This is a genomic window from Streptomyces sp. NBC_01244, assembly GCF_035987325.1.
Lineage (GTDB): Bacteria > Actinomycetota > Actinomycetes > Streptomycetales > Streptomycetaceae > Streptomyces.
The window spans coordinates 8,522,356-8,539,959 of sequence record NZ_CP108488.1 but is presented as its reverse complement, the minus strand read 5'-3'; the positions used below and the strand labels follow the sequence as shown (position 1 = coordinate 8,539,959).

15 protein-coding genes are annotated in these 17,604 nt (G+C 68.7%); 6 read left to right on the top strand and 9 right to left on the bottom strand.

Translation table 11 applies throughout. The features are described 5' to 3' along the window. Positions 1 to 3 precede the first annotated feature (3 nt). The 5 genes from OG247_RS38010 to OG247_RS37990 form a co-directional block, all read right to left on the bottom strand. A complete protein-coding gene (locus tag OG247_RS38010) occupies positions 4 to 1,128 on the bottom strand; it encodes a PucR family transcriptional regulator (protein ID WP_327256512.1) in 1,125 nt (374 codons plus the stop codon). Between the two features lie 31 nt (positions 1,129 to 1,159). Then, positions 1,160 to 2,062 (bottom strand): bile acid:sodium symporter family protein, encoded by a 903-nt coding sequence (locus tag OG247_RS38005; protein WP_327256511.1) that lies wholly within the window; start codon positions 2,060 to 2,062, stop codon positions 1,160 to 1,162. 119 nt (positions 2,063 to 2,181) lie between these two features. Beyond that, complete coding sequence (locus OG247_RS38000; protein ID WP_327256510.1) at positions 2,182 to 3,087, bottom strand: LysR family transcriptional regulator; 906 nt, start codon at positions 3,085 to 3,087, stop codon at positions 2,182 to 2,184. A gap of 54 nt (positions 3,088 to 3,141) precedes the next feature. After that, positions 3,142 to 4,077, bottom strand: a complete 936-nt coding sequence (locus OG247_RS37995; RefSeq protein WP_327256509.1) for a dihydrodipicolinate synthase family protein — start codon at positions 4,075 to 4,077, stop codon at positions 3,142 to 3,144. Between the two features lie 33 nt (positions 4,078 to 4,110). Continuing rightward, complete coding sequence (locus OG247_RS37990; protein WP_327256508.1) at positions 4,111 to 4,896, bottom strand: SDR family oxidoreductase; 786 nt, start codon at positions 4,894 to 4,896, stop codon at positions 4,111 to 4,113. A 240-nt stretch (positions 4,897 to 5,136) separates the two neighbouring features. Here OG247_RS37990 and OG247_RS37985 point away from each other — a divergent pair, with 240 nt between their 5' ends. After that, a complete protein-coding gene (locus tag OG247_RS37985) occupies positions 5,137 to 6,240 on the top strand; it encodes a zinc-dependent alcohol dehydrogenase (protein ID WP_327256507.1) in 1,104 nt (367 codons plus the stop codon). Continuing rightward, positions 6,230 to 7,408 (top strand): DUF3500 domain-containing protein, encoded by a 1,179-nt coding sequence (locus tag OG247_RS37980; RefSeq protein ID WP_327256506.1) that lies wholly within the window; start codon positions 6,230 to 6,232, stop codon positions 7,406 to 7,408. The genes OG247_RS37985 and OG247_RS37980 overlap by 11 nt, the downstream gene beginning before the upstream one ends. Positions 7,409 to 7,480: 72 nt before the next feature. Here the strand turns inward: OG247_RS37980 and OG247_RS37975 are convergent, their stop codons facing one another. Next, positions 7,481 to 8,119, bottom strand: coding sequence for a TetR/AcrR family transcriptional regulator (locus tag OG247_RS37975; RefSeq protein ID WP_327256505.1), 639 nt, complete (start codon positions 8,117 to 8,119; stop codon positions 7,481 to 7,483). 193 nt (positions 8,120 to 8,312) lie between these two features. Between OG247_RS37975 and OG247_RS37970 the strand changes: the two genes are divergently transcribed. After that, positions 8,313 to 9,410: a lipocalin-like domain-containing protein gene (locus tag OG247_RS37970; protein WP_327256504.1), complete on the top strand. Its 1,098-nt coding sequence runs from the start codon at positions 8,313 to 8,315 to the stop codon at positions 9,408 to 9,410. Positions 9,411 to 9,537: 127 nt separating this feature from the next. Beyond that, positions 9,538 to 11,064: an MFS transporter gene (locus tag OG247_RS37965; protein WP_327256503.1), complete on the top strand. Its 1,527-nt coding sequence runs from the start codon at positions 9,538 to 9,540 to the stop codon at positions 11,062 to 11,064. On the opposite strand, the gene OG247_RS37960 is transcribed toward OG247_RS37965, so the two are convergent. Beyond that, on the bottom strand, positions 11,007 to 11,705 hold the full coding sequence (locus tag OG247_RS37960; protein ID WP_327256502.1) for an MmyB family transcriptional regulator: 699 nt from the start codon (positions 11,703 to 11,705) through the stop codon (positions 11,007 to 11,009). The two genes, OG247_RS37965 and OG247_RS37960, sit on opposite strands and share 58 nt — an antisense overlap. 158 nt (positions 11,706 to 11,863) lie before the next feature. Further along, a complete protein-coding gene (locus tag OG247_RS37955; protein WP_327256501.1) occupies positions 11,864 to 12,829 on the bottom strand; it encodes a pirin family protein in 966 nt (321 codons plus the stop codon). 127 nt (positions 12,830 to 12,956) lie between these two features. On the opposite strand from OG247_RS37955, the gene OG247_RS37950 reads away from it, so the two are divergent. Beyond that, positions 12,957 to 13,325, top strand: a complete 369-nt coding sequence (locus OG247_RS37950; RefSeq protein ID WP_327256500.1) for a tetratricopeptide repeat protein — start codon at positions 12,957 to 12,959, stop codon at positions 13,323 to 13,325. 169 nt (positions 13,326 to 13,494) lie between these two features. Beyond that, a complete protein-coding gene (locus tag OG247_RS37945) occupies positions 13,495 to 14,691 on the top strand; it encodes a methyltransferase (protein WP_327257773.1) in 1,197 nt (398 codons plus the stop codon). A 122-nt stretch (positions 14,692 to 14,813) separates the two neighbouring features. Here OG247_RS37945 and OG247_RS37940 read toward each other — a convergent pair whose 3' ends face one another. After that, positions 14,814 to 17,588 carry a penicillin acylase family protein gene (locus tag OG247_RS37940; protein ID WP_327256499.1) on the bottom strand — a complete coding sequence of 925 codons (2,775 nt, stop codon included), beginning with the start codon at positions 17,586 to 17,588 and terminating at the stop codon, positions 14,814 to 14,816. Between the last annotated feature and the right edge of the window lie 16 nt (positions 17,589 to 17,604).

Here is a 17,604-nt window from a genome sequence, read left to right as displayed (position 1 = left end):
CGATCACTTCCTGCTCTCGGGTGTGTCGTTCACGCGGAGGTGCTGGAGGGCCCACCAGATGGTGACGGTGTCCTCGGTGTGGTCCACGCGCAGGCCGCTGAGCTCTTCGAATCTGCGGATGCGGTACCGCAGTGTGTTCGGGTGAACGTGCAGTTCGCGTGCGGTGTCCTCGAAACGCAGGTCGTGCGCGAGGTGCGCGGTGAGTGTCGCCTCGAAGGTCCATCGTTGGTCGCGCGGCTGTGGGAGCGAGGCGAAGCATCGGCCGTAGGCGATTTCGGCCAGCGCCCGACCCGTGATCGATCCGGCGCGTGCGGCGACATCGCCGATGTCCACGTCGCCTTCGAGCCCGTACAGGCGGGCGGTCTCGAGTGCGAGGGTCGCCTGCGCGAAGGAGTCGGCGATCGAGGTCAGCGGCACGGCGAGACCGAGCGCGATCAGGTCGGGACTGCGGTTCGGAGGCTGGAGCAGCACTCCCGCCAGGTCGCCGTCGATCACCTCATGAAGCGCCGAGCTGCCGAGCATGCGTTCGAGTCTCTGGCGTGCGCGAGGACCGTCCAACGGCGCGCGGAACGCGCGGTAGACCCGGCTTGGGTCGAGGCCGTGCCGTGGTGCGAGCGACATCGTGTCCGCTCGGCCGAGGGAGCCTAGGAGCAGGCGCCTGATGAAGTCCGCGCGTGGCCCGGAGTCCAGCCGGGCCAGTTCGAGCTCCATGCTGTGATGGGCCTCGGAGGCGACGGCGAGCGCGTCGACCACCCATTCCCAGACTCGTTGCGTCACCGCGTGCAGGTCGGCCTCATGCACGTTGAGCTCGTACCGGTCGTTGTAGTCGTGAGCAGCCTCGATGACGACCCGGGCCGCCTGGCGGAATCCCTGGACCAGGGCTTGGAGGGGGATGCCCTGCTCGGCCCGGTGGGCGCCGAGCCCGGCGAGTTCCGCGAGCTCGGCCGCGCTGGCCGGTCTGTCCTCGCGGAACGCGGCCAGGGCGGAGACGAATCCGGCCCGGATCGCGGGCCGCATCTCCTCCGGCGGCAGCCCGGCAAACTGCGGTGTGTCACGCTGCACGCGCGTGACCGAGCGCTCGACCATCTCGTCGAGGTGCTCACCGACCAAGGTCAGCAGATGCTGCACACCCGTCCCTTCCCACATGCCGCCACCCTGGTCAGGCAGATCCTGAAGAAACCGATACGGGCGTCCCTGTCTTCGCGAGACGCCTGCTCATCACATACGTGAACGCGCCGGCGATGAGCAGGGCCATCAGCGAGTACGTCGCGGGCGCGACCGCCATCAGCGGATCGTCCAGGAGCTGGGGGCTCAACGCGATGGCAATCGCCAAGGGGGTGTTGTGCAGCCCGATCTCCAGGGAGGCGGCGACCGCCTGACGCTCGGGAACGGCAAACATCCGGGGCGCGAGATAGCCGACTGCCAGGCTCCCTGCCAGCAGCAGCGTCACGACCACGCCCACGTCCACGAACGCCTCCGCGAGGTGCTTCCACTCCGACATCATCGCCGAGACGACCGCCGTGGCCAGAGTGAGCATGGACAGCACCTTCACAGGACGCTCCATCCGTACGGCGAAGCCAGGCCAAGCGCGCCGCGCGAGCATGCCCAGGCCCACGGGCACGAGCACGATGGCGATCACTTGCACGACCTTGTCCGGCTGCATTCCCAGGCTCTGCCCGTCCCCGAGGAAGTGAGTGATGGACGCGTTGATGATGAGCGGTATGGAGACCACGGAGATCACCGAGGTGACGGCAGTGAGGGTGAGGTTCAGCGCGACGTCGGCTCCGCACAGGTGGCTGTAGAAGTTGGCGAGCGTCCCACCGGGGGTGGCTACCAGCAACATGACCCCGACGGCGACCGCGGGCTCGGGCCGGAAGAGCATGATCAGCCCGAGTCCGAACAGCGGCACCACGACGAGCTGGCACACCAGCGTTATCAGCACCACGCGGGGCCGCCGGACGGCACGAGCGAAGTCGTCCGCGACCAGAGACAGTCCGAGTCCGAACATGACCACGCCGACCGCGAGCGGCAGAAAGAGGGTTCCCAAAAGTGAATCACGCATGCTGGGAAGCGTGACCCACCGCGCTCTCGTCGGCTATGGAGGTTCCTCACACTACGTTTGGCCGCTCCCACAATGTTGGCCTTACGCCCAGCCCCCAGCCGACGCATCGTCAGGGTGCTTCAGCAGCAGAGCGCGTCCGGCGGCAGCTCGCGTCCGGCAGTCAGCGGCAGCTCTGCCGAGGTGAGCATGTTTCGGTAGTCCTCGGCCAGCTGGGACGGCTGCTTCCGGCTGAAGGCGACGAGTTCGCGGAACACGCCGGACCCGATCCTCCGCGCATGCCTCGCCCAGACGCCGGGGACGGCGTTCTCCGGAGCCAGCGCCATTCCGATGCCCTCGACGGCGAACTGCAGGGCCGCGGAAACCTGGTCGGTCCGAGCGACCGCCCGAGGAGTGAAGGCGAGGTCGGCGGCCACCCGGTCGACGACCTCGCTCATGCCCTGCTCGGGCTCGTAGAGCACCCAGTCGGCCGATGCGAGTTCCGACGGCTCCGCAGCCGCGCCGATTTCGTACGCGTCCGGTCCAACGACCACCATCTGTTCGAAACCGAGCGAGACGACCGGCCCCTCCCAGTCCGAAGGCCGCGGCCCGACTGCGATGTCACCCTGCCCGCCGCGAACTGCTTCCTCCAGGTCACGACGGTGCGAGAAGTCGTGCAGGCGAAGGACCGTCGTCGGGAACAGGGAGTGCCACCGCGCAGCGGACGGGGGCAGAACGCCTGAGGCCACAGACCTCACCGTCAGCACGTGCACGTCGCCCTTGCGGCCTTCGACCACCCGGCGAACGGAGTCCTTGGCATCCTGGGCGGCCTGGACGACGCGTTGCGCTTGGGGCAGGAAAGCCCTGCCCGCAGGAGTCAGAGTCACACCGTGGCGGCCTCGTTCGAGCAGCTCGGCGCCGAGCTCCCTCTCCAGAATGCGGATCTGCTGCGACACCGACGGCTGGGCGACGTAGAGCCTGGAGGCGGCTCCGCTGAACGAACCGCTCTCCCAGATGGCGAGGAAGTACTCCAGCTGGCGCAGCTGCATCCGCTCAAGCTACCTGACACGACACCTGAGCAGGTTCACGGCCGGCGGATCTCCCTACCCGGCCCAGGAGATGCTCCTGCCCTGGCGCGCCAGCCGTGACAGCAAGTAGTCCACCTCCGTTCGCGCTGCGGCCGTCAGGACGGCTGCCGGGTTGCGCTGACTGTCGGACGCGAGCAGTCCACGCCGTTTCATGACGTATTTGCGCACCGCCAAACCGATGCCCGGCTGCTGCTCGTAGCGCAGCAGCGGCAAGTGCGCGTCGAAGACGTCGTGCGCGGAATCACGGTCCCCTGCCGCCGTATGCCGGACCACTTCCACGAGCATCTCCGGGAAGCAGTAACCGGTCATCGCGCCGTCCGCGCCACGCTCGGTCTCGAAGTCCAGGAAGAGCCCGCCGTTACCGCACAGGATCGACAGGCGCGGCATGTCCCCCGCAGCCTCGAAGCGCCGTAGCGCACTGATCTTCTCCAGGCCCGGCCAGTCCTCGTGCTTGAGCATGACGCAACCAGGGGCATCGAGCGCAATGCGTGCGATGACCGAGGGGCTCATGATGACGGAGAAGGACAGCGGATAATCCTGGATGACGAGGGGGACTTCCTCGCCGATCTCCTCGGTGACCCCTTGGTAGTAGGACACGATCTGGTCATCGGTTCGAAGCGTATTCGGTGGGGCGACCATGACACCCGACGCACCAGCCGCCATGACATCGGAAGTGAGTGTACCCATGGCCGCATATCCGGGTGCCGATATTCCGACGACGACCGGAAGTCTGGTCCTCTTCAGAACGTAGGTGACTATCCGAACTGCTTCGCCATGAGTCAGCTTGGGCGCTTCCCCCATCTGGCCGAGCAACGTCAAGCCGGCGACACCGGTCGATTCGTAGAAATCCACGAGTCGACCGAGCGACTCGAAATCAACGCTCCCTTCGATACCGAAAGGAGTCGGCACGATGGCGAAGACTCCCTTCGCCTCTCGGGTCAGCATCACCATGGTCCGGACTCCTCTACTACAGCATGTTGTGGATCAAAGGCTCGCAATGAGACCGCCGTCGACACGTACCACCGAGCCGGTTATATATGAGGCTGGCGCACCGGCCAGGAAGGCGACCGCGGCGGCATACTCGCGGGGTTTTCCGTAGCGGCCGGCGGGAATGGCCGCGAGGCTCTCCGCCCAGACCTGCTCGACGGGCTTCCCTTCCCGCTCGGACTTGGCTCGGTCGAGAAACTCGGTCCGCTGTGTTCCGATCCTCCCCGGCACGACGACGTTGCACGTCACGCCATCGGCCGCCACCTCGCGGGCCAGCGTCTTGGACCAGCCGAGGAGACTGGCGCGAAGGGCGTTCGACAGGCCCAGGTTCGGGATGGGCGCGATGACGCCGGAGCTGGTGCTGGTGATGACGCGCCCCCAGCCCCGGCTCCTCATGCCGGGTACGACACTGTCGGTGATGGCAATGACCGAGAGGACCATGGACTGGAAATAATTGAGCCAGGCAGTGGGATCCTGACCAAGAACAGGTGACGGTGGAGGCCCGCCTGTGTTGTTCACGAGTATGTCGATGGGACCAAGGGATTCCTCAACGACTCTGACGTTTCCTTCAATTGCGTCGAATTCGCTCAGATCCCATTCCACGCCCAATGCCCGTCCCCCTGCCTCGACGATGGCCGCGACTCGCTGCTCGGCCGCCTCGGGATTTATGTCCGCGACGGCTACCTTGACCCCCTCCTCGGCGAGTATCTGGGCAATCGCACCGCCGATTCCGCCTCCTCCGCCCAGCACGAGCGCAGCCCTTCCGGAAATGCCGAGATCCATGGCGCCGCTCCTCAAATGGCGATCACACTCTCCGATCGCTCAGTGAATGCCTGATTCGGCGACTTTTGCACACCGACCGGCGTGTGACCAATAGGGATTTTCCACACCAGCCATAGGGAGCGCCTATGCGACTCGTATAGGCGCTCCCTATACGAGTCGGCAACGAATCCTCTTGGACAGACTTGCCCTGCTCACCAAGACTCACGGTGATGCCCACCGGGGCGCGAAGGGAGTCACATCATGTCCTTGCCGAAGACAATGCTGGCCGCGGTGCTCGGCGAACCGGGAGTCATCGGAACCAGACGGCTGCCCGTCCCCCAAGTCGGAGCGGAGGACGTACTCGTGCACGTCCGCCGGGCGTCGCTGTGCGGAACTGACCTCAAGATTCGCAGCCACCAGTTCTTCGGCGGCGGCGGGCCCGCCACCGATCCGTTCGTACCCGGCCACGAGTACGCGGGGGTGGTCGCCGCCGTCGGGAGTGGCGTCGACGAGTTCCAGGTCGGAGATCGAGTGGTCACAGAAGCCCACCGGGGCTGCATGCGGTGTGCCAACTGCCTGGCTGGGGCCTATACGGACTGCCTCAACTACGGAGACAGGCGCAAGGGTCATCGGGTGCAAGGGATGACCGTCGACGGAGGCTTCGCGGAGTACGCGCTCAACCACGTGTCGACCCTGTACCGGCTCCCGGACTCGGTCGACTTCGACTCGGCGGTGGTACTCACCACGGCCGGCACCGTCATGCATGCCCTCCATGTCCTCGGGTCGCTGATCGTCGGCGCAAGCGTCGTGGTGATCGGCCCCGGCCCCATCGGACTGATCGGCGTGCAAGTCGCCCGCGAGCTCGGTGCCCAGATGGTCGCCCTGATCGGCACACGGGATGACCGCCTGGACATCGGCAGAAACTTCGGCGCCGACCTGACGGTCAACTCCCGTGAAAGTGATGCCGTCGAGGCGGTCCGACGCGCGACCGGGGGGCAGGGCGCCGACATCGTCCTGGAATGCTCGGGCGCCCCCACCGCGGTCGACGATGCCCTGCACATGGCCAAGCGCTCCGGCAAGGTCGTGCTCGTGGGGTTCTTCGACCGGCCCGTCCTGGCCGACCTCAATCACGCCGTGATGAACGGCATCACCATCGAGACGGTCCGGGGCGAGGGGGCCGGCTCGGTAGCCAGAGCCGTTTCCCTGGCGGGCCGCGGACGGCTCCGCACCTCTGATCTGGTGACACACCACTTCGGGCTCGAGGACATCGCGGAAGCCTTTGACACGTACGCGGAGCGCAGGGGAAACGCCATCAAGGTGATGCTGGACGTGTCCGAGGACACGGAGCAGTCCCATGCGGGCTGAAAGCCAACCGGCACTGGCGTCCACCACCATGGTCCCGGCACGTGAGGCGGCTGCTACCGCCATGGCCGGGGCGGCAGCAGCGTGGTTGCGCTCGCTGGCGCCGGAGCAGGTGGCCGTCGCGCTGTTCGACTCCCCGCTGACGCCGGGGGCGGAGGCCGAGCGCCTGAAGTGGTTCTACACCCCGACCGACCACGGCGGACTGGCCATCCGGAACCAGACGCCGCACCAGCAACGCCTCGCGATGCAGTTGGTGGCGTCTGGACTGTCCAAGGCGGGATACGCCACGGTCGCGATGGTGATGGGCCTCGAGAACATTCTCGACCAGGTCGAAGGGTGGCAGGTCAACTGGGGCCGGCAGCGGGGCCGGGACCCGGGGCTGTACTGGCTCAGGCTGTTCGGCCGACCCGGAGATCCGACCTGGGCATGGCGATTCGGCGGCCACCACATTTCCCTGAACAACGTGATCGTCGCGGGCAGAGTCGTGTCGACGACGCCGTGCTTCGTGGGCGCCGACCCCGCAGAGACCACACTCCTGGGTGCATCGTTGCGACCGCTCCACGGACTGGAGCATTCGGCCCGGCAGTTGGCCTCGTCCCTTGGTGCAAGGCAGTGGCGGCAAGCGCTGCTCCATGGACGAGCAGTCTCTGACATCGTGTCCGGGAACAGGCCGATGGTCGCCCACGGCGACACCATGATGCACATGCAGGACTTGTGGCGCGGACGGTTCGCAGACCCGACGCTCGCAGGCGTCGTCGATGACATCGATCGGCGCGCGGAGGACGGCAGCGGGTACACGGAGAGGGATCACGCCGCTGTGGCCATCTCCATCCCGCCAAAGGGCCTCAGCGCCCGGGACATGGGTGCCGACCAGCGCACGGATCTACGACGGCTGCTCGCCCTGTACACCGGCCGGGCTCCGGAGGATCTCGCCGATGCGTACGCCGCGCACTACCTGACCGAGTCGGTGCTCGACGAGGTGCACTTCAGCTGGGCGGGCAGCACGGACGCCGGCCGGCCGCACTACTACCGGGTCCAAGGCCCCAACGTACTCATCGAGTACGACAACACCCAGCGGGCCGCCAACCACGCGCACTCCGTATGGCGGGATCCGGTATCGGACTTCGGACTCGACGTCCTCGCCGAGCATCGGGCACGCGCTGCCCATTAGTGTCCACGGGCCCCTGGCTCGCAGGCGAGGCCAGGCAGCGTCCGGCTTCCGGATACGGGTCGCGTTCGTATTTCAGGGGCGAAGGGCGTTGATGATGAGGTCGGCGAAGGTGTCGGCGTACTCGCCGGCGCGCTCCGGCGCGAGTGGCGCATCCGTGAAGAGCCGCGTGGTCAGCCCCCGGCTCGCGAACATGGACCCGCCACCAGACGTGATCATGTGGAAGATCACCTCGGGCGGTACCGGCCTGATCTCACCGCGTTCGACCAGGGCATCCCGCAGCGGCAGGAAGAGGTCGATGATCGGCTCCACGAAGGTGTCGGCGATGTAGTCGAGCCGGTCGCTGGACTGGACACCCTCGATGTTCATCACCCGCAGGAGTTCCGGGTGCTGGGCGGAGAAGTGGACGAAGGTCCGCACGAAGGAGTGCAGCCGGGCCATTGGCTCGCCTGATTCGTCGTCGGAGCCGAGGAGTTCGGCCACTAGGTGGCCGAAACCCCAGTCCACGGAGGCGCGCCATACGGCTTCCTTCGAGCCGAACCGCTGGTGGAGCAGGTTGTGGCTCACTCCGAGTTCGCGGTTGAGGGTGCGTATCGACACTCCACCGAAACCGTGCGTGGCGAACGCGCGCAGCGCGGCTTGGAGTACCTCGTCCTCGGGGGCGGGTGCCTCGTCCTTGCGGGGGCGGCCCCGAGTGCGCACGGCGTTGACCATGCCTTCATCGTACGGGCGCGAGCGGCTGGGCCGGGAATCCCGGTCCCGGGGGACCGCCTCGACACGCGGAGTGCTCGTCTCGTCACTCGGTTCCTCACTCGACGATCCTCTTCGTTTGCTTTTAATTGTCAGGTGTCTATTATTTACGGCAGGGGGCTGACCGCAATGCATTCGAGAGAGTGAGGCGAGGACGATGTCCCGCACCGAGGACTGCCGCATGGCCGAGCGACCGGCCGACTACCAGCGTCTGGGAATCGCCAGGGGCGAGATCGCTCCCTGGGAGGACGGCTTCCGCTCCCGGCCCGGGGGCCCCGGGACCTTCGAGTGGTGGTACTTCGACTCCGTACTCGACGACGGCTCCACCCTGGTCATCAACTTCATGGCCAAGGACTTCCGCGTGGGCAAGGGAGTCGACCAGCCGCCGGCGCCCGTGGTCACCATCGAGCTCGACCGCCCCGACGGCAGCCATATCGAACGGACCTCGCCGACACATCCGGACGACTTCGACTTCGCCACCGACCGGTGCGACGTCCGGATCGGCCGCAACCACTTCTCCGGTGACCTGCACACCTACCGAATCCACGCCGAGATCGATGGTGTGGTCGCCGACATCACCCTCACGGGGCAGGTGCCCTCCTGGCGGCCGGAGACCGGACACGTCGTGTTCGGTGAGGAGAAGCAGAAGTACTTCGCGTGGCTGCCGTCCGTCCCGCAGGGCACGGTCGAGGCCACCCTCACCATCGACGGCAAGTCCGAGACCCGCACGGGCACGGGCTACCACGACCACAACTGGGGCGACGCGGAGATGGCCCGCCTCATGCACCACTGGTACTGGGCACGCGCCGAGGCGGGCGACTACACCGTGATCGCTTCGTATATCACCGCCGCCAAGAAGTACGACTCCGCCGAGATCCCCATCTTCATGCTCGCCAAGAACGGCAAGATCGTCGCCGACAAGGGGCACCTGGTGCGCTTCACCAAGTCCGACGAGCAGCCGGACCCGGTCACGGGGAAGCCCGTCGCGAACACCGTCGTGTACGACTACGACGCCACCGCCGAGGGCGGCGAACGCTTCCGCGTCACCTTCCGACGCGAGAACACCATCGTGCAGGACCGCATGATCGAGTCCCTCGACGGCCCCAAGCGGGTCCTTGCCAAGCTAGCCGGATTCAACGGGGCCTACCTGCGCTTCACCGGCCAGGTCACCGTCGAGCACCTCACGCACGGCGTGGACGCCGACAGCGTGAGCGCACCGGCCCTGTGGGAACTCATGTACTTCGGCAAGCACTGAGTAAGGCACTGCATCGGATGGCACCACCCGCCTACGAAGCAAGCCGTCCCTCCCGCGCTGCTGTCCCCTGATTCCCTCCCCACACCATTCCGTCCGTCCGTCCGTCCGTCCTGGAGCAACACCCCCCATGTCCCACGTACCAACCCTCGTCAAAGACGTAGCCACCCCGCCATCCCGGCCCGAACAGGCACCGCGCCAACGGCCCGACGAGGCATCACGCCACCGCTGGTGGGTCCTCGGCATCATCGGCATAGCCCAGCTGATGGTCGTCCTCGACGGCACCATAGTGAACATCGCCCTGCCCTCTGCCCAGCAGGACCTGGGCTTCAGCGACGGCAACCGCCAGTGGGTCATCACCGCCTATGCGCTCGCCTTCGGCAGCCTCCTGCTGCTCGGCGGACGTATCGCCGACCTGTTCGGCCGCAAGGCCACCTTCCTGGTCGGGCTCGTCGGCTTCGCCGGCGCCTCCGCCTTGGGCGGGGCGGCCACCAGCTTCGCGATGCTGGTCACCGCCCGAGCCGGACAGGGCGTGTTCGGCGCCTTGCTCGCCCCTGCCGCGCTGGCCCTGCTCACCACCACCTTCACCGACCCCCGGGAACGCGCCAAGGCCTTCACCGTCTACGGCGCCATCGCCGGCGCCGGCGGCGCCATCGGACTGCTGCTGGGCGGGATCCTCACCGAATACCTCAACTGGCGCTGGACGCTGTACGTCAACCTGCTCTTCGCCGTCATCGCCTTCGCCGGTGGCAAGGCCCTGCTGCGACGCACGGCCCGCGACAAGAGCGCCACTCTGGACATCCCCGGCACGATCCTGGTCTCCGCCGGCCTCTTCTGCCTGGTCTACGGGTTCGCCAACGCCGAGACATACGACTGGGACTCGCCCGCCACCTGGGGCCTGCTCACCGTCGGCGCCGTACTGCTCGCCGCTTTCACCCGGTGGCAGACCAAGGCCGCTCACCCCCTGCTGCCCCTGCGGGTCCTGCTCGACCGCAACCGCGGTGCTTCTTACCTCTCGGTCCTGATCAGCGGCGCGGGGCTGTTCGGCGTCTTCCTGTTCCTGACGTACTACATGCAGCAGAGCCTGGACTACACGCCGGTCAAGACGGGCCTGGCCTTCCTGCCCATGGTCGCCGGCCTCATGATCACCAACGCTCTCGCCACCACGGTGCTCGTCCCCCGCATCGGCCCCAAGCCCGTCGTCCCGCTGGGCATGGGCCTCACCGCCGCCGGTATGGCCTGGATGACCACCCTCGACCTCACCAGCGGCTACGCCTCACACCTCATGCCCCCGCTGATCATCGTCGGCCTCGGACTCGGCCTGGTGATGGCGCCCGCGATGAGCCTGGCCATCTCCGGTGTCGCCGCGGAGGACGCGGGCGTCGCCTCGGCCACCGTCAACACCATGCAGCAGGTCGGCGGATCGATCGGCACCGCACTCCTCACCACGCTCTCGGCCGGCGCCGCGACGGATTTCCTGGCCGGCAAGAACCCCCAGGACCCGGTCATCGCCGCCCAGGCCGCGCTGGAGAGCTACTCCACGGCCTACTGGTGGTCGGCCGGATTCTTCCTCGCCGGCCTCGTCATCAGCGCCCTGCTCTACCGCCGCGGAGTCCCGGCCCAGGACGAGAACGCCGCCCCCGTCGTCCACATGTGACGTCCGGTTGCCCCCAGTTTGGGGGCCGTTCGGCCCCTGGACGCCGCCCGGCGTTGGCCGGCCGTCGGCTGATCCGGGATGTGGGACGGGGGCTCGCCGCTGCCGGCCGAGCGCCCGGTGACGTTGCACGAGGTCAGGCAATGCCAGCCCAGGGCCCCCTCCGCGCCGGGTCGGCCGACCCGATGGTCGGCCCACATCGAGGAGATGGGGCTCTTGGCGCTCAGGTCACCCAGCAGTGCGTGCAACGCGGTGTCCTGCGGATGCTGGGCCGCCACCAGGCGCAGGTTCCCCACCACCGCCCCGGCCTTGCTCGGCCAGTCCGCGTAGAGGTCGCGGGTATGACAGTCGAGGACACCAGTCTGGCCATGTTGGGACGCCGCCCGGACAGGTCCGAGGCATGGGCCCTGCCGAGCGACAGCGGCGGCTGCAACACTGCGCTTTGTTGACCATCCACAACATCGCGCGCCGGCCTCCGCGACAGACCAACAGCGGGCTGCAACCTCGGATGAGAGCTCACCCGGAACTGTCCGCGGCAGCCGAAGAGTCCAGGACCAGACGCCTCGGCATGACGACTCCCCTGCCGGGAGCCGCGCCCGAGCTTCCTCTCCAGATACCTGACTACTTGTCAGTAGAGTCAGCATTCGTTCGACTAGAACTGACCACACCCTGACCCACATGAGACTCGACGCCAAGATCAAAATGCCACTGCCGAGATCGTGTCGACTCCCGCCGGGCCCTTGGAAGCGGAACGATGCGAGCCGCCCCGTGCAGGCCGCACCCTTGATGACATCAGCACTGTTCAGCGCGTTCTACCCCTGGGCTTCAAGCGAGTTGGGGGCAGTTCCGGAGCAGGAATCGGAGCGCCGTCGTAGCCCTTGACCTCGCCGTAGCGGGTGCCGGTCATCCACTCTTCGCGGAAGCCTGCGATATCCTCCTGGGACCGGCCGATCCAGTTCCAGAACATCACGATCTCCTCCTCGAACGGCTCGCCGCCCAGCAGCATCAGGCCGGCGTCCGAGACCGCGCGCAGCGGGAGGTCCGTGCGGCCGCAGCCGAGGTAGAGCATGGCGCCCGGGAGGACCGGGACGCCGTCGACGTGGGCTTCGCCCGACATCGACAGGACCGCGTACTCGAAGTCCGGGTTCAGCGGGAGCCTGGTCTCCGTGCCCGCCGCCAGGGTCAGGTCCGCGCCGACGATCGGGCTGTACGCGGTTCCGGGCGAGGTCGCCGAGTCCAGGGTGCCCAGGATGACCGTCGCGGTCAGGCCCGGGGCGCTGACCTGCGGGAGGTCCGCGTGGTGCTGGAAGTGTGGGTCCACGTCGCGGTGCGCGTCCGGGAGGGCCACCCACAGCTGTGCGCCGTGCAGGAAGCGGGCGTGCGGGCGCGGGCTCTCCTCGGAGTGGCTGATGCCCCGGCCGGAGGTCATCAGGCCGAGCTCGCGCGGGCGGATCGTCGCCAGGCTGCCGACGCTGTCGCGGTGCAGCACCTCGCCCTCGTGCAGCCAGCTGACCGTCTGGAGGCCCGAGTGGGGGTGCGGTGCCACCGCCATGCCGGGCTCGTCGGCGATGTCGTCGGGGCCGTAGTGGTCGACGAAGCACCAGGCGCCGACCATGCGGCGGCCCAGGTTCGGCAGGAGGCGGCGGACCTCGGTGGACTCGCCGAGTTTGACGGTGCGCGGGCTCAGGAGCTCGCGTACGGGCTCGGCGACGACGAAGCCGCGGCCGCCGCAGGTGGAGAGAGCGGGCTGGCGATCGAGATTGCTCATACCGCACAACTTAGTCCCGGCGCCGCCCCCGAGGTCATGGGAATGTGCGTAGGGATCCACGTGTTGAGCAGCCGGACGGTTCGATGGACGGAGCAGGGCACGGCACCTGTACGACGGAAGGGATCCGATGGACGTCATGGGCGCGATCGACGGGCAGCAGGGCTACCTGGAGCACGGGACCGCCGCCGAGCGCTGGGACCGCGGCCTGCTCTTCTTCGAGGCGAAGGAGTACGCGAACGCCGCCCGCGTCCTGCACGGCGTGGCGGCCGAGTCCCCCGAGCTGCTGGCTCCGCGGCTGCTGCTGGCCCGCGCCTACTACCACTCCGCGCAGCTCTCCAAGGCCGAGCACGAGCTCCGCGGCGTCCTGGACCGCTGGCCCGTGGAGGACTACGCGCAGCTGATGCTCGGGCGGACCCTGGAGCGCCAGGGCCGGGCCGCCGAGGCGGCTCCGTACCTGCGGATCGCCGCCGCGATGGCCGGGGACTTCCCGGAGTAGCGGTACCGGTAGCGGTACCGCTACCGGGGAGGACTGGTCGCGGAGGGGTCCGGGACCGGGTCCGGGGTGGGCCTGCGGCGGGGCCGTGTGCCCCGCCACCCACTCTCCCGGCCCCGCCCGTGCGGGACCGGGGCGGTCCCTCGGTTAGCCTGGGGGCAATATGAACCGTCTGACCACGCCCTTCGGCTCCTACGAGCTCGCCCGCTTCCCCGAGGACCCGCGCGACCGGCTCTTCGCATGGGACGCCGCCGACGAGTACCTGCTCCGCCACCTCGAATCCGGTACGGGTGAACGCGGCCCGGTGGATCTGGCCGGCGCCGGGCAGATCACCGTGATCGGTGACCGCTGGGGGGCGCTGACGACGGCGCTGGCCGCGCACCACCCCACCCAGATCACCGATTCCAGCCTGACCCGCTCCGCCACCGCGGCCAACCTGGACCGCAACGGCATCGGCACCGCCAAGAGCACCGTGACCCTCCTGACGACGCAGGACGCGCCGCCGGAGCGGATCGACGTGCTCCTGGTGCGGGTGCCCAAGAGCCTGGCGCTGCTGGAGGACATGCTCTACCGCCTGGCCCCGCACGTGCACGCGGGCACCGTGGTCGTCGGCACCGGCATGGTGAAGGAGATCCACACCTCCACGCTGCGGCTCTTCGAGAAGATCCTCGGCCCGACGAAGACCTCGCTGGCCGAGAAGAAGGCCCGGCTGATCTTCTGCACGCCGGGGAACCCCGGCGCCGCGCATCCCCGGACCGACGGTCCGTGGCCGGTGACGTACACCGTCGACCAGGACGCCGGGTCGGGCTCCGGTCTGACCGTGGTCAACCACGCCGGGATCTTCTGCGCGGACCGCCTCGACGTCGGCACCCGCTTCTTCCTCCAGAGCATTCCGACCAACACGGACGGGGCCCGCGTCGTCGACCTGGGCTGCGGCAACGGCATCGTCGGCACGGCGGTCGCGGTCGCCGACCCGGAGGCCGAGGTCGTCTTCACGGACGAGTCGTACCAGGCGGTGGCCTCGGCCGAGGCCACGTACCGCGCCAATGTCCAAGGACGCCTGGACCGCGCCGAGTTCATCGTCGGGGACGGGGTCTCGATGCTGCCGCCCGGTTCGGTGGACCTGGTGCTCTGCAATCCGCCCTTCCACTCCCACCAGGCGACGACCGACGCGACGGCGCTGCGGATGTTCGCGCAGTCGCGCAAGGTGCTGCGGCCGGGCGGCGAGCTGTGGGTGGTGGCCAACCGCCACATGGGCTACCACACCCACCTGCGCCGCCTCTTCGGCAACAGCGAAGTCGCCGCGAGCGAGCCGAAGTTCGTGGTCCTGCGGGCGGTCAAGCGACGCGAGCAGCCCCGCGGCGCGTGACGTGACCGGCGAGCAGGACTCCGCCGATCCGCCGAAAAGGGACCCCCGTGCGCGAGGAGGCCCGCCGGTGCCGGATCACTCCGGGCCGGCGGGCCTTCGTGCACTTCCCGCACAAGGGGGCCTCAGCGGTGGGCGGGGAACTCCACCACCTGCTGATAGGTGGGCCGGTTCTGCCAGTTGATCTGCGGGTGGGCCAGGCCGCCCACCGGACGCTGCACGATCGCGTCCGCGCACCACTGGTTGCCCGCGGCGCAGATCCCGTCCGCCGGGTACACGGCGGCGGGGGTGGCGGTCGCGGCCTGCTTGAGCGACGCCGTCATGGCGTCCCGGCATCCGGAGAGCGAGCCGCCCCCGCAGTAGGCGCGGGCCAGTGGTCCGGACACCGGGCGGCCGAGCACCGTACGCAGGTCCTTGTCCACGTAGCTCCACCAGCCGTACTGGAAGGCCGAGCCGGCGTGCGAACCAGTGGGCCCGTGACCCGCGTTGGGTGCCTCGTCGATGGTGAGCGAGGCGCGCAGGGCGTCATAGAGCGGCGCCCCGAGGCCGGGCTTGAACTCGGCCTCGACGAGCAGGGGCCACCAGGCGTCCATGATCCGTACGGCGTCCGCGTGCGCGTACGTCTTCGAACCGCGCGCGGTCTCCTTGCGCTCGGCGCCCGCCGCCTGCCACGCGGTGAGCTTGTCGATCGCGGCCGCGACGGCCGGATCGGTGACGGGCGCGCTGCGCAATACGGCCAGCAGCTCGGGCAGCAGGTTCTCGGCGCGCAGGTCGGTGACGGCCGCGTCGGCCATGGCCTGGGTGAGTTTGGCCCGGGTCACGCCGCCCGCCGCGACGAGTGGTTTGACGCGCTGGTCGAGGAGGTCGCCGCGGTGCACGGAGCCCATCCCGAATCCGGCCGCGCCGTACCCCTTGGCCTGCTTGTTGTTCCAACTGACGTAGTAGTCCTGGCCGATGGACTGGGGGTGCTCGGACGGCGGAGTGTAGGCGGCGGTGTTGGCGGCCGGGTCGAAGTCCTGCCATTCGTAGATCTGCTTGCCCTGGATGGGCAGTGCCGCGTCGACTCCCGCCGGACGCACCGGGTTCGAGCCGCTGTTGTAGTAGGCCGCTTCGCGCGAGTCGGCGTAGAACCAGTTGAAGGCGTAGCCGATGTGCCGGGCCGCTTCCTGGAAGGTGCGGGCGTCCTTCACGTAGGAGGGGTCGTTGAACATCTGGAAGCCGATGATCGAATCGGCTTCGTGGCGGTACGTGGAGCGCAGCGCGGTGTAGGCCACGGGCTTGCCCGCGACGGTCGCGCGGTGCGTGACGATGCCGTAGTGCGTGCGCCACACCTGCATCCGGTAGGAGCCGTCGGGGGTGGGGTCCGCGACGGAGGACTTCCAGGCGTTGGTGTGTTCCAGCTTCTCCATGGGCGTGCAGGCCCCGCGGTAGACGTACGAGGTGCTCGCCTTGGTGGGGGCGCCGCCGCCGGGCTCGCACAGTTCGACGGCGAAGGTGTCGGTGATGTCCTGGCCGGCCGAGGTGGCGCTCCAAGCGTAGTCCTGGCCGCGCCCGAGCTGTACGTACATGCTGACGCCCGCGAAGGAGGCGCCGCGCGCGCTGATGCCCGGACCCTGAAGCTCCTGGAGCATGAGGAGTTGGGGCGCGAGGTAGCCGGTCTGCGGGCCGAAGACGGCGACCGGGTGGCCGCTCGCGGTCTTCGCGCCGGAGACGACCAGGGCGTTGGACATGCTCTGCTTCACCGGCTTGGGCGGGTTCGCCGCGGCGGCGGTCGCGGCCGAGCCCGTGCGGTCGTACACGAGCTGCTCGGCGGTGACCGAGCCGGCGTCGGGCAGGGCCGCGCCCTGCGGGTCGGCGGGCTTCTGCGCGTAGGGGAAGCTCGTCCCGTCGTGGACGGTGAGCACGGCTTCCGGGTCCTCGCGCTCACGGAAGGACTCCCAGACCCGGGTGCCCTCCTCCAGGCCGTACTTCTGCTGCGCGGACAACAGGGAGAGCGCGGCCTGCACTTCGCCGCCTCCACCGCCGCCGAACAGGCCGCCCACGACGGAGGCCAGGGCGATCAAGTCGGTGATCTTGAAGGGCTGGATCTCACCGGCGTTGGTGATCGAGTTGATGTGCCCGGTCAGCACGTACTCGCCGGGGAAGTAGCGGCCGTTCTTTGACTGCACGCGATAGGCGTTGATTCCGTCGACGTAGGCCTGGGCGTCCTCCATCGCGAGTCGCCCGCGCTCACCTTCCGCGGTCCGGATCCGGTCCACCTGGGCCTGGAGGTCCGGCTCGGTGTACGGGGCCTGCGGCCAGAACTGCTGCTCCAGGCCCTGGTTGGCGAGGGCTCCGCCGGCGAAGGGGGTGAGGTCGCCCCGGCCGACGTGCCGGAAGAGGTCCATCTGCCAGAGCCGGTCCTGGGCTGCCGCGTAGCCGGCGCCGAAGGAAGTCCCGTAGCGGGTGGTGCCCTTGATGTGGGGGACGCCGCTCTTCTTGTCCCGGGTGATGGTGACGTCGGAACGCGGGCTGCTCGTGGACTCGACCTGGTCGGCCGGGACGCCGAAGGAGGCGTCGTTGAAGAACTCGTTGACCTTGGCGTCGGTGAGGCCGGGATAGCCGGCCACCAGGGAGTCGTAGCGCGCCAGTTGGTCGGAGGTGTGGGCGGGCAGCGTGCCGAACGCCTTGTGGGCGAGGATCTGCGCGAGGGTGGCGTTGCCGCTCTGGCCGGGCGGCAGGATGTCCGCGCACTGCCCGCCGCAATAGTCGGCATAGTCGGCGATCGGGAGCGGCGCCGGTGCGGCGGCCGCCGAGGCGACCGGGGCGGCCGGGGTCAGCAGGGCCGCCCCGAGGGCGATCAGTGCGGTGGCGACGGCAGTTCTCGTGCGAGCTCTCGTGCGCGTGGTGGGGCGTCGCATACGTGCTCCTCCGTGG